Annotated in this window: 13 protein-coding genes; 6 read left to right on the top strand and 7 right to left on the bottom strand. The window is 72.5% G+C overall.

The genetic code is table 11. The features are described from left to right. Positions 1–24: 24 nt before the first annotated feature. A complete protein-coding gene (gene erpA / locus ACIPK4_RS10535; protein WP_030010511.1) occupies positions 25–381 on the bottom strand; it encodes an iron-sulfur cluster insertion protein ErpA in 357 nt (118 codons plus the stop codon). 316 nt (positions 382–697) lie between these two features. Between erpA and nadA the strand changes: the two genes are divergently transcribed. Then, positions 698–1,885 (top strand): quinolinate synthase NadA, encoded by a 1,188-nt coding sequence (gene nadA, locus ACIPK4_RS10530; RefSeq protein ID WP_054225625.1) that lies wholly within the window; start codon positions 698–700, stop codon positions 1,883–1,885. A 69-nt stretch (positions 1,886–1,954) separates the two neighbouring features. Here the strand turns inward: nadA and ACIPK4_RS10525 are convergent, their stop codons facing one another. From ACIPK4_RS10525 to ACIPK4_RS10515, 3 genes are all read right to left on the bottom strand, one after another. Continuing rightward, positions 1,955–5,083, bottom strand: a complete 3,129-nt coding sequence (locus tag ACIPK4_RS10525) for an efflux RND transporter permease subunit (protein ID WP_402310957.1) — start codon at positions 5,081–5,083, stop codon at positions 1,955–1,957. Positions 5,084–5,260: 177 nt separating this feature from the next. Next, positions 5,261–5,959, bottom strand: a complete 699-nt coding sequence (locus ACIPK4_RS10520; RefSeq protein WP_054225655.1) for a response regulator transcription factor — start codon at positions 5,957–5,959, stop codon at positions 5,261–5,263. A 39-nt stretch (positions 5,960–5,998) separates the two neighbouring features. Further along, entirely contained in the window at positions 5,999–6,841 is an 843-nt protein-coding gene (locus tag ACIPK4_RS10515; RefSeq protein WP_402310954.1) for an adenosylcobinamide-GDP ribazoletransferase, read from the bottom strand. 87 nt (positions 6,842–6,928) lie between these two features. On the opposite strand from ACIPK4_RS10515, the gene ACIPK4_RS10510 reads away from it, so the two are divergent. Next, positions 6,929–7,699, top strand: a complete 771-nt coding sequence (locus ACIPK4_RS10510) for a hypothetical protein (protein ID WP_402310951.1) — start codon at positions 6,929–6,931, stop codon at positions 7,697–7,699. A gap of 79 nt (positions 7,700–7,778) precedes the next feature. On the opposite strand, the gene ACIPK4_RS10505 is transcribed toward ACIPK4_RS10510, so the two are convergent. Both ACIPK4_RS10505 and ACIPK4_RS10500 read right to left on the bottom strand, forming a co-directional pair. Continuing rightward, on the bottom strand, positions 7,779–8,057 hold the full coding sequence (locus tag ACIPK4_RS10505) for a hypothetical protein (protein WP_054225629.1): 279 nt from the start codon (positions 8,055–8,057) through the stop codon (positions 7,779–7,781). Between the two features lie 13 nt (positions 8,058–8,070). After that, a complete protein-coding gene (locus ACIPK4_RS10500; protein WP_082410863.1) occupies positions 8,071–8,865 on the bottom strand; it encodes a PspA/IM30 family protein in 795 nt (264 codons plus the stop codon). A gap of 322 nt (positions 8,866–9,187) precedes the next feature. On the opposite strand from ACIPK4_RS10500, the gene ACIPK4_RS10495 reads away from it, so the two are divergent. Together ACIPK4_RS10495 and ACIPK4_RS10490 are read left to right on the top strand one after the other, a co-directional pair. Then, positions 9,188–9,796, top strand: a complete 609-nt coding sequence (locus tag ACIPK4_RS10495) for a DUF3043 domain-containing protein (protein ID WP_402310947.1) — start codon at positions 9,188–9,190, stop codon at positions 9,794–9,796. Between the two features lie 101 nt (positions 9,797–9,897). Further along, positions 9,898–10,605 carry a bifunctional 2-polyprenyl-6-hydroxyphenol methylase/3-demethylubiquinol 3-O-methyltransferase UbiG gene (locus ACIPK4_RS10490; RefSeq protein ID WP_054225632.1) on the top strand — a complete coding sequence of 236 codons (708 nt, stop codon included), beginning with the start codon at positions 9,898–9,900 and terminating at the stop codon, positions 10,603–10,605. A gap of 112 nt (positions 10,606–10,717) precedes the next feature. On the opposite strand, the gene ACIPK4_RS10485 is transcribed toward ACIPK4_RS10490, so the two are convergent. Beyond that, entirely contained in the window at positions 10,718–10,930 is a 213-nt protein-coding gene (locus ACIPK4_RS10485; protein ID WP_054225633.1) for a hypothetical protein, read from the bottom strand. A gap of 93 nt (positions 10,931–11,023) precedes the next feature. Here ACIPK4_RS10485 and ACIPK4_RS10480 point away from each other — a divergent pair, with 93 nt between their 5' ends. Then, positions 11,024–12,229, top strand: a complete 1,206-nt coding sequence (locus ACIPK4_RS10480; RefSeq protein WP_402310943.1) for a bifunctional adenosylcobinamide kinase/adenosylcobinamide-phosphate guanylyltransferase — start codon at positions 11,024–11,026, stop codon at positions 12,227–12,229. 70 nt (positions 12,230–12,299) lie between these two features. Then, positions 12,300–13,376: a nicotinate-nucleotide--dimethylbenzimidazole phosphoribosyltransferase gene (gene cobT, locus ACIPK4_RS10475; RefSeq protein WP_402310940.1), complete on the top strand. Its 1,077-nt coding sequence runs from the start codon at positions 12,300–12,302 to the stop codon at positions 13,374–13,376. Positions 13,377–13,508: the final 132 nt, after the last annotated feature.

Here is a 13,508-nt window from a genome sequence, read left to right as displayed (position 1 = left end):
TCGTCGTACGGGGGCCGTCCAGGCTTAGCTGAACGAGTCGCCGCAGGCGCAGGAGCCGGTGGCGTTGGGGTTGTCGATCGTGAAGCCCTGCTTCTCGATGGTGTCCACGAAGTCGATGGACGCACCGTGCAGGTACGGGGAGCTCATCCGGTCCGTGACGACCTTCACGCCGTCGAAGTCCTTGACGACGTCGCCGTCGAGGGAGCGCTCGTCGAAGAAGAGCTGGTAGCGCAGGCCGGAGCAGCCGCCGGGCTGGACGGCGACGCGGAGCGCCAGGTCATCGCGGCCTTCCTGCTCCAGCAGGGTCCTGACCTTCTCGGCGGCGGCGTCGGACAGGAGGATGCCGTCGCTCACAGTGGTCTTGTCGTCCTGTACGGACATCTGCATTCACTCCCGAAGTGGGCGGCTCCCCGCCGCGGGCGGGGAAACGTCGGACTCTTGCCGTCGATGGCAACGAGCGGGGCCGCGGATTCATTCCGGACCCGACGCATGTTTCACATTCATGCTCGCACACCGGCGCGGGGAGGTGGCCCCGACGGACCCCGGGCTGCGTCACGGGGCGAATTCGTCACATCGACACTATCGGCATCGTCAAAGTGACGTGAAGCGGCTATCATAGATAACGTCAAATAGACGAGAAGTCGAATCCGGCTTCAGAAGCCCTGCTTCGGAAGTCCCTTGTCGCGGAACAGAAAGGGTGCGTGTCGTGACCACCGCCCAGCCTTTGGACGTCCAGCCGACGCCCCTCGCCCTGCTGCTGCTCGGCCGTGAGGCCGACCCCAAGAGCGAGCGCGGGGTGGAGTGCCCGGGCGACCTGCCGTCGCCGTCGGACCCGGACCTGGTCGCGCGCGCCCGCGCGGCCAAGGAGAAGCTCGGGGACAAGGTCTTCATCCTCGGCCACCACTACCAGCGTGACGAGGTGATCGAGTTCGCGGACGTCACCGGCGACTCCTTCAAGCTGGCCAAGGACGCGGCCGCCAAGCCGGAGGCCGAGTACATCGTCTTCTGCGGCGTCCACTTCATGGCGGAGTCCGCGGACATCCTCACCTCGGACGACCAGAAGGTCGTCCTGCCGGACCTGGCCGCCGGCTGCTCGATGGCCGACATGGCCACCGCCGAGCAGGTCGCCGAGTGCTGGGACGTGCTGACCGAGGCGGGCATAGCCGGGGCGACGGTCCCCGTGTCGTACATGAACTCCTCCGCCGACATCAAGGCCTTCACCGGCAAGCACGGCGGCACGATCTGCACCTCGTCCAATGCGAAGAAGGCCCTGGAGTGGGCGTTCGAGCAGGGCGAGAAGGTGCTCTTCCTGCCGGACCAGCACCTGGGCCGCAACACCGCCGTCCGCGACATGGGCATGTCCCTGGACGACTGCGTGCTCTACAACCCGCACAAGCCGAACGGCGGCCTGACCGCCGAGCAGCTGCGGGACGCCAAGATGATCCTGTGGCGCGGCCACTGCTCGGTGCACGGCCGGTTCTCGGTCGACTCCGTCAACGACGTGCGCGCCCGGATCCCCGGTGTGAACGTCCTGGTCCACCCCGAGTGCAAGCACGAGGTCGTGGCGGCCGCGGACTACGTCGGCTCGACGGAGTACATCATCAAGGCGCTGGAGGCGGCCCCGGCCGGCTCCAAGTGGGCCATCGGTACCGAGCTGAACCTCGTCCGCCGCCTGGCGAACCGGTTCGCCGCGCAGGACAAGGAGGTCGTCTTCCTCGACAAGACGGTCTGCTTCTGCTCGACGATGAACCGCATCGACCTCCCCCACCTGGTGTGGACCCTGGAGTCGCTGGCCGAGGGCACCCTCGTCAACCAGATCCAGGTCGACAAGGAGACGGAGAGCTTCGCGAAGCTCGCCCTGGAGCGCATGCTCGCCCTCCCGTAGCCGGCCGCAGCGGTTCGACGAAAGGGGCGCCCCGCCGTGCGGGGCGCCCCTTTCGGTTCGGGCAGGCGGTCAGACCCCGGCCGGCGTCTCCTCGGACACCTCCGGGACCACCGTCAGGCGGGCCGTGCGCCTGGCCTCGCGCTTCGTGCGGCGGCGCTCCTTGCGGAGTTCGATCATCGTGTACAGCGTCGGGACCAGCAGCAGAGTCAGCAGGGTCGAGCTGACCAGGCCGCCGATCACCACCACCGCGAGCGGCTGCGAGATGAATCCGCCCTCGCCGGTGACGCCGAGCGCCATCGGGAGCAGCGCGAAGATCGTCGCCAGGGCGGTCATGAGGATCGGGCGCAGCCGGTGCCGGCCGCCCTCGATGACGGCCTCGACGACCCCGAGGCCCTGGGCGCGGTACTGGTTGACCAGGTCGATCAGGACGATCGCGTTGGTCACGACGATGCCGATGAGCATCAGCATGCCGATCATCGCCGGGACGCCCAGCGGGGTGCCGGTCACCAGCAGCAGGCCGAGTGCGCCGGTCGCCGCGAACGGGATCGACACCAGCAGGATCAGCGGCTGGACCAGCGAGCGGAACGTGGCCACGAGCAGCATGAACACGATCGCGATGGCCGCGAGCATGGCCAGGCCCAGCGAGGCGAACGCGTCGTCCTGGTCCGAGGAGACGCCGCCGATGGTGGCGGTGGCCCCGTCGGGCAGGTCCAGTGCCTTGATCTTCGTCTGGAGCGCGGCGCCGATCGCGCCGGTGTTGTCGCCGACCGGCTTCGCGGTGACGGTGGCGGCGCGGGCGCCGTCGATCCGGGTCATCGAGACCGGGCCGGGGACCTCCTTGACCTCGGCCACGTCGCCGAGCCTGACCGGGCCGACGGGCAGCGCCTGCAGTTCGGCCAGGGTGGTGGCCGGGTGCGCGGACTTGATGACGATGTCGCGCTCGGTGTCGTCCAGTACGGCCTTGCCCGCCGGGGTGCCGCGTACGGCCTGGGCGACGATCGCGCCGAGGGCGGCCTGGCTCAGGCCCGCCTCTGCGGCCTTCGGGGTGGCGGTCACCGAGATCCGGGGCACGGACTGGGACAGGTCGCTCTGGACGTCGGTGACGTCGTCGAGCGTGGCCACCTCGGCGCGGACCTGCTCGGCGGCCTTGGCGAGGACGCCGGCGTCGCCCGCCTTGACGACCACGCTGAGGTTCTGGCTGCCGAAGCCGCCGCCGGCCGAGATGCTGGTGTCGCCGATGCCGTCGAGCGTGCCGAGCGCGTCCTCGATGCGCTTCTTGACGCCCTCGGAGTCGCCGGAGTCCTCCAGGGTGACCTGGTACGAGGCCTGGTTGGAGCCCGTGCCGCCGCCGAAAGCGGCCAGGAAGCCCGAGGAGCCGACGGTGACCTGGTAGTCCTTGACGCCCTTGACCTCGGTCAGGGCCTTCTCGACCTTGCGGCTCGCCGCGTCGGAGGCGGCCAGCGAGGTGCCCGGGGGCAGCTGCTGCTTGACCGTCAGGACGCTCTGCTCGCCCTGGTCGAAGAAGTTCGTCTTCAGCAGCGGGGCCATCCCGAAGGTGGCGAAGAGGACGACGACCGCGACCACGAGGGTGGCGATCCGCCTCCGGGTGACCAGGCCCAGGGTCCGTACGTAGAAGCGCTGCAGGCGGCTGTTCGCCTCCTTCTCCTCGGCGTCGCGGCGCGCCTTGGCCGCGCTCTCGGCGTTCGCGGGGTCGACGCCCTTCGGAGCGCGCAGGAACCAGTACGAGAGCACCGGGACGACCGTCAGGGAGACGACCAGCGAGGCCAGCAGGGCCGCGGCGACGGTGAGGGAGAACGGGCCGAAGAACTCGCCGACCATGCCGCCGACGAAGCCGATGGGGAGGAAGACGGCCACGGTGGTGAGCGTGGAGGAGGTGACCGCGCCGGCGACCTCCTTGACCGCGGCGATGATCGCGGCCTCGCGCTCCTCGCCGTAGCCGAGGTGGCGCTTGATGTTCTCCAGGACCACGATCGAGTCGTCGACGACGCGGCCGATGGCGATGGTGAGCGCGCCGAGGGTCAGCATGTTGAGCGACAGGTCGCGGGTCCACAGCACGATCAGCGCGAGGACGACGGACAGCGGGATGGAGACCGCGGTGACCAGCGTCGAGCGCAGCGAGGCCAGGAAGACCAGGATCACGATCACCGCGAAGAGCAGGCCGAGGAGGCCTTCGGTGGTGAGCCCGGAGATGGACTTCGCGACGGGCGGGCCCTGGTCGCTGACGACGGTCAGTTCGGCGCCGGCGCCGAGGGCGGAGCGCAGCTCGGGCAGCTTGTCCCGGACGGCGTCGGAGATCGCGACGGCGCTGCCGTCCTTGTCCATGGTGAGGACGAGGGCGAGGCTGGGCTTGCCGTTGGTGCGGGTGAGGGAGACGGCCTTGGCGGGCTCCTGCGTGACGGTGGCGACGTCCCCGAGGCGTACGGCCGGCTTGCCGGGGGCGCTCAGGCGCAGGTCCTGGAGCTGGGCGAGGGAGGTGTAGCCGCCGCCGACGCGGACGGTGCGGTTCTTCCCGGCCTCGTCGAAGGAGCCGGCGGGGACGGTCGCGCCACCCGCCTGGAGGCCCTGGGCGAGGGCGGCGCCGTCGAGGCCGGCCGCCGCGAGCTTGGCGTTGTCGGGGGTGACGGCGACCTGGAGGTCCTGGACGCCGTCGACGCTGACCTGGCCGACGCCGTCGATGTCCTCGAGGACGGGGACGACGGAGCGGCCCAGCTGGTCGGCGAGCGCCTGCTGGTCCTTGTCCGAGGTGACGGCGAGGACGACGGTGGGGATGTCGTCGGTGGAGCCGGCCACGACCTGCGGGTCCACCTCGGCGGGCAGTCGTACGCGCGCCCGGTTCACGGCCTGCTGGACGTCGGCGACGAGCTGCTTGGTGCCCTCGTCGCCGTAGTCGAACTTGGCCATGATGAGGGCGTTGCCCTCGCTGGCGGTGGAGGTGATGCCGGTGATGCCGTCGACGCCCTTGAGGGTGGCCTCGATCGGCTCGATGACCTGCTTCTCCACCACGTCGGGCGAGGCGCCCTGGTAGGGCGCGAGCACGGACACCATCGGCAGTTCGATGGACGGCAGCAGTTGCTGCTTGAGCTGCGGGATGGCTATGGCGCCGAAGAGCAGTGCGGTGATCGACACGAGGCCGATCAGCGCTCTTTGGGCCAGGCTGAAGCGGGACAGCCAGGACATGGGTGTGGGATCTCTCTGCAGTGGCGTGCGCGGGGCGTGGCCTGAAGGCCGCGGGCCTTCAGCCTTCCGTACGCGGGGGCGGCGCTGCGTCGCTCCCAGGTGCCGCGTCTTTATGCGCCGCATACCGCGTCCGCAGTACGCGGGCGTACTGCGTGGCCGTGCCCCGCGGGCGCGTGCTCACTCGGCCCGGGGCCGGACCAGTCCCGATTCGTAGGCGATGACCACCAGTTGGGCCCGGTCGCGGGCACCGAGCTTGGCCATGGCCCGGTTCACGTGGGTCTTGACGGTGAGCGGGCTGACTTCGAGCCGTCCGGCGATCTCGTCGTTGGACAGTCCCGCGGCGACGTGGACGAGGACCTCGCGTTCGCGGACGGTCAGCGCGGCGAGCCGCTCGGCGTGCGCGGCGGGGGCGGTGGGGTCGGCGCCGCCACCCTGGGCGAGGAACGTGGCGATGAGCCCCTTGGTGGCGGCCGGGGAGAGCAGCGCCTCGCCGGCGGCGGCGACGCGGATGGCGTTGAGGAGTTCCTCGGGCTCGGCGCCCTTGCCGAGGAAGCCGGAGGCGCCGGCCCGCAGGGACTGCACGACGTACTCGTCGACCTCGAAGGTGGTCAGCATGACCACCCGGACGGCGGCGAGTTCGGGGTCGGCGCTGATCATGCGGGTGGCGGCGAGCCCGTCGGTGCCGGGCATCCGGATGTCCATGAGGACCACGTCGGGCCGGGACCGGCGGGCGAGTTCGCAGGCCTGGGCGCCGTCGGAGGCCTCGCCGACGACCTCCATGTCGGGCTCGGAGTCGACCAGCACCTTGAACGCGCTGCGGAGCAGGGCCTGGTCGTCGGCGAGCAGCACCCTGATGGGCGTCGGCGTCTCTTCCACGCCCCGCACCCTACGCGGTCCCCTCGGGGGGCAGGGTGGTCAGCCCAGGGCCAGGACGACGAGGGCGGTGGTCCCCGCGACCTCGGCGAGGGCGCCGAAGACGTCGCCCGTGACCCCGTCGAAACGGCGTACGCACCGCCGGAGCAGCAGCTCCGCGGTCGCCAGGGCGATCAGGACCGCACCGGCGCACTGGACGGCGGCGCCCGGCCCCACCGGCAGGGCGGCGGCCCCGGCCAGCACGGCCACCACAGCGGCGAGCCCGGCGGCCGAGCCCTTGGGGAGCACCCCGGCGACGGCCGCCCCGAGCCCCTCGGGGCGGGCCGGCGGTACGCCGTCGCGGGAGGCCAGGGTCATGGCCAGCCGGGCGGTGACGGCCGCGATGACCGTCGCGAGGGCGCCGTGGACCCAGCTCTCGGCGTAGAGGTCCGCCAGCGCCCCGGCCTGGACCAGCAGCACCAGCAGCAGCGCCACCACCCCGAAGGGGCCGATGTCGGACTGCTTCATGATGCGCAGCGCCACCGCGGCCGGCTTGGCGCTGCCCAGCCCGTCGGCGGTGTCGGCGAGCCCGTCGAGGTGCAGCCCCCTGGTCAGGGCGGCCGGTACGGCGACGGTGACGGCCGCGGCCAGCAGCGGCCCGCCGCCCAGGACCAGCAGCAGCACCCCCGGCACTGCCGCGAGGAGGCCCACGGCGAGCCCGGCCAGCGGGGCACAGGCCATGCCGGTACGGGCCGCGGGCCGGTCCCAGCGGGTGATGCGGGCGGGCAGCACGGTGAGCGTGCCGAATGCGAAGCGCACGCCGTCGCGCAGCGAGGCGCACTCGGCGGGCGGCGTCAGCGGCGGCTCGGGAGGCTCGGGGGGCTGGTCATCGAACGAATCTTTCATCGGCGCGAACGCTACCTGCTCGCCGCGAGCGGTAAATTGCCCCATACGGGAAAAATGGGGAGCTGCCATGACAGGGGAGCCGGCGGTATGGGTCACTGGTGGTACCGGAACATCGTCGAACCGGGGAAACTCCCGCTGCTCCTCGCCCTGCTCTCGTTCGTTATGTCGTTCCTGGTCACCCGTGTGATCACCCGGCTGATCCGGGCGGGGCGGGGGCCCTTCAAGAACATCACCCCGGGCGGCGTCCACATCCACCACGTGGTGCCCGGGGTCATCCTCGTGATCATCGGCGGTTTCGGAGCGGTCGGCAGCGGCGGGCGCGGGTTCGGCGCCATGGCCTCCGCCGTGATCTTCGGACTGGGCGCGGGCCTGGTACTGGACGAGTTCGCGCTGATCCTGCACCTCGACGACGTCTACTGGAGCGAGCAGGGCCGCAAGAGCGTGGAGATCGTGGTGCTGACGGCCGCCCTGGTGGCGCTGATCCTGGGCGGTTTCCTGCCGTTCGGCGTCAACGACCTGACCTCCGAGGAGCGCCAGAGCCGGGGCCTCATCATCATGAACACCGCCACCAACTTCTTCCTGGCCCTGATCGCCCTGTGGAAGGGCAAGGCCCGCACCGCGCTCTTCGGCATGGTCATCCCGTTCGTGGCGCTGGTCGGGGCGATCCGCCTGGCCCGGCCCGGCTCCCCGTACGCGAAGCGGTTCTACGCGAAGCGCCCGCGGGCCCGCGCCAAGGCCAGGCTGCGCGCCTTCCACCACGACCGGCGCTGGGCGGGCCCGCGCCGCAAGTTCGAGAACTTCATCGGCGGGACCCCGGACCCGGCGCGGGCGCCGGTCTCGAAGCCGACCAAGCACTGAGCGGACGCGACGGCGCCCGGCCCGCCCCCGCGGAGGGGACCGGCCGGGCGCCGTCGCGTCCGGGTCCTGCCGCCGGGACTCAGCCCGGGATCAGGCCGTCGTCGCTGAGCATCTCCCTGACCTCGTCGAGCGAGGCGTCGCCCGCGGGGAGGATCAGCTCGGAGGGCTCCAGGGCGTCGTCCGGCAGGGGCTCGCCGAGCCGCCGTACGGCGTCGAGCAGCGCGCCCAGCGTCCGGCGGAAGCCCTCCTCGTCACCGGACTCCATCTCCGCGAGGAGATCGTCGTCCAGCGTGTTGAGCTCGGCGAAGTGACCGTCGGCCACCGTCAGCTGGCCTTCCCCCATGATGCGGACAATCATGACGGACCCCGTCCTACTGCTTGTCGAAGCGGTGCTGGGTCTGCGACGGCTGGGCGCTGCCCGGCGCGCCGCCCTCGATGGCCTGCTGCTGCGCCGACGGGCCGCCCGCCAGCTCGGCCTTCATCCGCTGGAGCTCCAGCTCCACGTCCGTACCGCCGGAGAGGCGGTCGAGCTCGGCCTGGATGTCGTCCTTGGAGCCCAGACCGCTCTGGTCGTCGAGGGCGCCAGAGGCCAGCAGCTCGTCGATCGCGCCGGCCCGGGCCTGGAGCTGGGCGGTCTTGTCCTCGGCCCGCTGGATGGCCAGGCCGACGTCGCTCATCTCCTCGGAGATGCCGGAGAAGGACTCCGCGATGCGGGTCTGGGCCTGCGCCGCCGTGTACGTGGCCTTGATGGTCTCCTTCTTCGTGCGGAAGGCGTCCACCTTGGCCTGCAGGCGCTGCGCGGCGAGGGTCAGCTTCTCCTCCTCGCCCTGGAGGGTCTGGTGCTGCACCTCCAGGTCGCTGACCTGCTGCTGCAGCGAGGCGCGGCGGGACAGCGCCTCGCGGGCCAGGTCCTCGCGGCCCAGGGCGAGGGCCTTGCGGCCCTGGTCCTCCAGCTTGGCGGACTGGCCCTGGAGCTGGTTCAGCTGCAGCTCCAGGCGCTTGCGGGAGGTCGCCACGTCGGCAACGCCGCGACGCACCTTCTGAAGCAGCTCCAGCTGCTTCTGGTACGAGTAGTCGAGGGTCTCGCGCGGGTCCTCGGCCCGGTCCAGGGCCTTGTTCGCCTTCGCGCGGAAGATCATCCCCATACGCTTCATGACACCGCTCATGGGCTTCGCGCGCCCCCTTCTGACGGACTTCGCTCCAGGTCACCAGCCATGGCGATCATCCCGGTCCCCCGGGCCGACCGCCATCAGAACCCACAGTACGGGCCCTGTCTCCATTACCGCACTGTTCGTGTACGGATGTGCTCCTCCTCCAGGACGACTCCACCCCCGCCCTTGTCAGGCGTAGGGAGTAGGTGCTTCCCCGACGGTGCCGGGGGTCCGGGACGAGGGGCCGCCCGCAGTGCGAACCCTGCACAGGGAAGACGCCCGCCGTTGCCGGATCGTTCCCCGGGAAAGTGGGGTACCCGGCCGTGACCACGTAGGCTTGGGTTTTGTGTTTGGTAGCCGTTCCTCCAAGGAAGAGAAGACCGCCGCCACCGACAAGGTGAGCGCCGACCTCTCGCAGCCCCGTCACCCGCAGGCCCCGAAGGGCCGCCCGACGCCGAAGCGTGCTGTGGCCCAGTCGCAGCGCAAGGCCGTCGTGGCCTCGACCGGCAATCGCAAGGAGGATGCAAAGCGCGCCCGCGAGCGCCGTCGCGAAGAGATGGCCAGGCAGCGCGAGGCCCTCGCCAACGGCGACCAGCGCTACCTGCCGGCCCGCGACAAGGGCCCCGTGCGCAAGTTCGTCCGCGACTTCGTGGACTCCCGCTTCTCCGTCGCCGAGATGTTCCTGCCGCTCGCGGTGATCATCCTCGTGCTGAGCATGGTGCGGGTCCCGTCGATCCAGAACATCGCCCTGCTGCTGTGGCTCGCGGTGATCGCCCTGATCATCCTCGACTCCATCGGCCTGGGCTTCCGCCTGCGCAAGGCCCTCGCCCAGCGCTTCCCCGACGAGCCGCGCCGCGGCGCCGTCGCGTACGGCCTGATGCGCACCCTCCAGATGCGCCGGCTGCGTCTGCCGAAGCCGCAGGTCAAGCGCGGGGAACGGCCCTGAGCGGAGGGAAGCCCGGAGCGTCGGGGGACGGCTTCGCGGGGGGCGCCAGGCTGTGGCTCGAGGGACTGGGCGGACTGCGCAACGCCGTCCGCCAGGAACTCGTGGGCCGACAGGTCGACGAACAGATCGCGCAGCGCTTCCCGGTCGGGCAGCGGCTGCGCGTCCTCGACGTCGGCATGGGCCAGGGCACCCAGGCGCTGCGTCTGGCCCGTGCCGGGCACAAGGTCACCGGCCTGGAGCAGGACCCGGCCATGCTCGCCGTCGCCCATGCGGCGCTGGCGGCCGAGCCCGCCGGGATCCAGGACCGGGTCGAGCTCCTGGAGGGCGACGGCCGGGAGACCGGCGCGCACTTCACGCCCGGCAGTTTCGACGTGGTGCTCTGCCACGGCGTCCTGATGTACGTGCCCGAGCCCGACGCGATGCTGGCCGGGCTGGCCCGGATGCTCGCGCCCGGCGGCCTGCTGTCCCTGCTGGTCCGCAACGGCGACGCCCTCGCGATGCGGCCCGGCCTGGACGCCGACTGGGCGGGTGCGCTGGCCGCCTTCGACACCGTCGACTACACGAACCGGCTGGGCCTGGACGTACGGGCCGACCGGCTGTCCGGGCTCACGGCCACGCTCTCCGGGATCGGCGCTCCGCTGCAGGCCTGGTACGGCGTGCGCGTCTTCACCGACGGGACCGAGGCCGGCGCGACGCTGCCCCCCGACGAGGAGCTGGAGCGGCTGCTGGCCGCCGAGGACCGCGCCGGGCGGACCGATCCGTACCGCGGGGTCGCCGCACTGCTGCACCTGTGCGGCGTCCGCGGCTGACCCCGGCGCACTGACGGGCGCGCACACGGGCGCACACGAGCCCACACCCGGGAACGACGGAGCCCGGGCCCCCTGGGGGCCCGGGCTCCGTGCATGCGTCGGCGGGCGCCGCTCAGGCGTCCAGCGCCTCGCGCAGGCTCATCGCGTACAGCTCGGTGCCGTTGTCGTCGGACAGCTTCACCTTCTCGGTGCCGCCCTCCAGCAGCTCCTTCCAGTACTCACCGATCCAGGATTCCGCGTCGCCCTGCGTCGTGAACTCCTCCGGCTGCACCGACGGGCTCGTCTCGCTGCCGTCGGCCGTCTCGAACCGCCACGTCCACGCCATGTCCGCCTCCGTTGCTCGTCCGCATCTCGCCTAGAGTCTGCCCGCAGAGTAGCCGGGCGCGCAGCAGTCTCGGGGACGCGGGAGGATCTTCCTGTGGAACTCACTCTGCTCGGCACCGGCACACCCGAAGGACTGCCCCGCCCCGGCTGTTCCTGCGCGGTCTGCGCGGTCTCCGTCGGCCCCCGGGCGCGCGCCGCCACCTCCCTGCTCGTCGACGGTGCGCTGCTGCTCGACCTGACCCCCGGGGCGGTGCTCGCCGGCGCCCGTGCGGGCCATTCGCTGGCCGGCGTGCGCCAGGTCCTGCTCACCCATCCGCACGACGGCCCGCCGGTCGAGCTGCCGCCCGGGCTGCCGGCCGCCGGCCGGGTGCCGGACGGGCGGGAGCTCGCGGTGATCAGCGGGCACCGGGTGCGGGCGGTGCCGATGGACGCGCCGGGCACCGGGTACGAGGTGACCGGGCCCGACGGGACGCGGCTGCTGTACCTCCCGCCCGGCGGGGCACCGGCCGGGACGGACAACGGCGAGGTGCAGCGCCCGTACGACATGGTCCTCGCGGACGTACTGGGCCGGCCGGAGGCGCTGGTGCGGCTGCGGGCGAGCGGCGCCGCCGGGCCGACCACGGACGTGATCTCCGTGCACCTGGACCACGGCACCCCGCCGGGCCGGGAGCTGGAGCGCCGGTGCGCGGCGGCCGGAGCCCGGGTGGTGCCGGACGGGGCGACGCTGACGGTCGGCGAGTACCACGCGGTGCCGGACCTGCCGCGCCGGACGCTGGTGCTCGGCGGGGCCCGCTCCGGGAAGTCCTTCGAGGCGGAGCGGCGGCTGGCGGGGTTCCCGGAGGTGGTCTACGTGGCCACCGGCGGCTCGCGCGACGGCGACGCCGAGTGGGCGGCGCGGATCGGCCTGCACCGGGATCGCCGGCCGGGGAGCTGGCGGACGGTGGAGACCTGCGAGCTGGTGCCGCTGCTGGTGGAGGGCGGCCCGCCGCTGCTGATCGACTGCCTCGCGCTGTGGCTGACGGACGCGATGGACCGGGCGGGGGCCTGGGACGACGCCGTCTGGGCAGGGCAGGGGCAGAGGGAGCTCCGGGGGCGGGTGGCCGAGCTGGTGGCGGCCGTGCGGGCGACCCGCCGCACGGTGGTGGCCGTCAGCAACGAGGTGGGCTCGGGGGTCGTTCCGGCGACGGCGTCGGGCCGGCGGTTCCGTGACGAACTCGGGCGCCTGAACAACCTGGTGGCCGCCGAGTGCGAGCACGTCCTGCTGGTCGTGGCCGGGCAGGCGGTGGTCCTGAAGGACTGACCCGCGGCCCGGCCGGCGGGGACCCCGGACGGGGCTTGGGGAGGGCCTTACCCGCTGTACGCTCTGGCAGATGACCACGCTGAATCTCGACGACTTCTCCGATCTGATCGAGCGCCCCGACGGGGGCGTCCGGCGTGACGCCGAGGAACGCCGTGAGCGGCTGGCCGTGCCGGCCGGGGCGCTGGGGCGGCTCGACGAGCTCGCCGAGTGGCTCGCAGCCGCACAGGGGCGGGTGCCCGTCCGGCCGGTCGAGCGGCCGCGCGTCGTGCTGTTCGCCGCGGACCACGGGATCGCCGCCGAGGGGGTGTCCGCCCGCGCCGCCGGCAGCGCGCACGAGCTGGTGCGCGCCGTCCTCGACGGGAGCTCCCCCGTGTCGATCCTCGCGGCGCGCCTCGGCGCCGGCGTGCGGATCGTCGACGCCGGCCTGGACTGCGAGCCCTCCCTGCTGCCCGAGGACGTGGTGCGCCACCGAGTGCGGCGCGGCAGCGGGCGGATCGACGTCGAGGACGCGCTCACCCGCGAGGAAGCCGACGCGGCCCTGCGGCTCGGCATGCGGATCGCCGACGAGGAGGCCGACTCGGGCACCGACCTCGTGGTGCTGGGGGACTTGAGCGTCGGTGGAACCACGGTCGCGGCGACGCTCGTCGCCGCCCTGTGCGGAACCGATGCCTCCGTGGTCACCGGGCGCGGCGGGCGGCCCATCGACGACCTGACCTGGATGCGCAAGTGCGCGGCGATCCGCGACGCGTTGCGCCGGGCCCGCCCGGTCCTCGGCGACCAGGTGGCCCTGCTCGCCGCGGTAGGCGGCGCCGATGTGGCCGCGATCACCGGCTTCCTGCTCCAGTGCGCTGTCCGCCGTACGCCGGTCATCCTCGACGGCGTCGTCTCGGCGGCCTGCGGACTGGTGGCCCAGCGCGCCGCGTTCCGGGCCCCCGACTGGTGGCTGGCCGGGCAGGCCAGCGGCGAACCGGGCCAGGCGAAGGCACTGGACCGGATGGCACTCAACCCGGTCCTCGACCACGGCGTCACTGTGGGAGAAGGAACCGGGGCATTGCTGGCTCTCCCCCTGGTCCAGGCGGCCGCCGCACTCGCGGCGGAACTCCCGGAGCGGGCACAGGAGCCGAAGGACCAGGGGGAGACCCCCTGAAGGCTGTCCCGTAATCCGCGGTGGGTCGGCGCGCGGCGTCAGACGCGGTGCACCGCAAGGCGGGGATTACGGGACGGCCTTAGGCGTCCGCTCCGGGGTGCCGTGGCTCGGGAGCGGCCGCAGTGCCCCGGA

Source organism: Streptomyces sp. NPDC086989 (assembly GCF_044745505.1).
Classification (GTDB): Bacteria; Actinomycetota; Actinomycetes; order Streptomycetales; family Streptomycetaceae; genus Streptomyces.
This window is presented reverse-complemented; position numbering and strand designations above follow the sequence as displayed.

What these genes read in the sequence shown, in the direction of transcription:
- erpA (WP_030010511.1), bottom strand. Translation starts at nt 381, where the DNA reads ATGTCCGTACAGGACGACAAGACCACTGTGAGCGACGGCATCCTCCTG.
- ACIPK4_RS10525 (WP_402310957.1), bottom strand. Translation starts at nt 5,083, where the DNA reads ATGTCCTGGCTGTCCCGCTTCAGCCTGGCCCAAAGAGCGCTGATCGGC.
- ACIPK4_RS10515 (WP_402310954.1), bottom strand. Translation starts at nt 6,841, where the DNA reads ATGAAAGATTCGTTCGATGACCAGCCCCCCGAGCCTCCCGAGCCGCCG.
- ACIPK4_RS10510 (WP_402310951.1), top strand. Translation starts at nt 6,929, where the DNA reads ATGGGTCACTGGTGGTACCGGAACATCGTCGAACCGGGGAAACTCCCG.
- ACIPK4_RS10505 (WP_054225629.1), bottom strand. Translation starts at nt 8,057, where the DNA reads ATGATTGTCCGCATCATGGGGGAAGGCCAGCTGACGGTGGCCGACGGT.
- ACIPK4_RS10500 (WP_082410863.1), bottom strand. Translation starts at nt 8,865, where the DNA reads ATGAGCGGTGTCATGAAGCGTATGGGGATGATCTTCCGCGCGAAGGCG.
- ACIPK4_RS10485 (WP_054225633.1), bottom strand. Translation starts at nt 10,930, where the DNA reads ATGGCGTGGACGTGGCGGTTCGAGACGGCCGACGGCAGCGAGACGAGC.
- cobT (WP_402310940.1), top strand. Translation starts at nt 12,300, where the DNA reads ATGACCACGCTGAATCTCGACGACTTCTCCGATCTGATCGAGCGCCCC.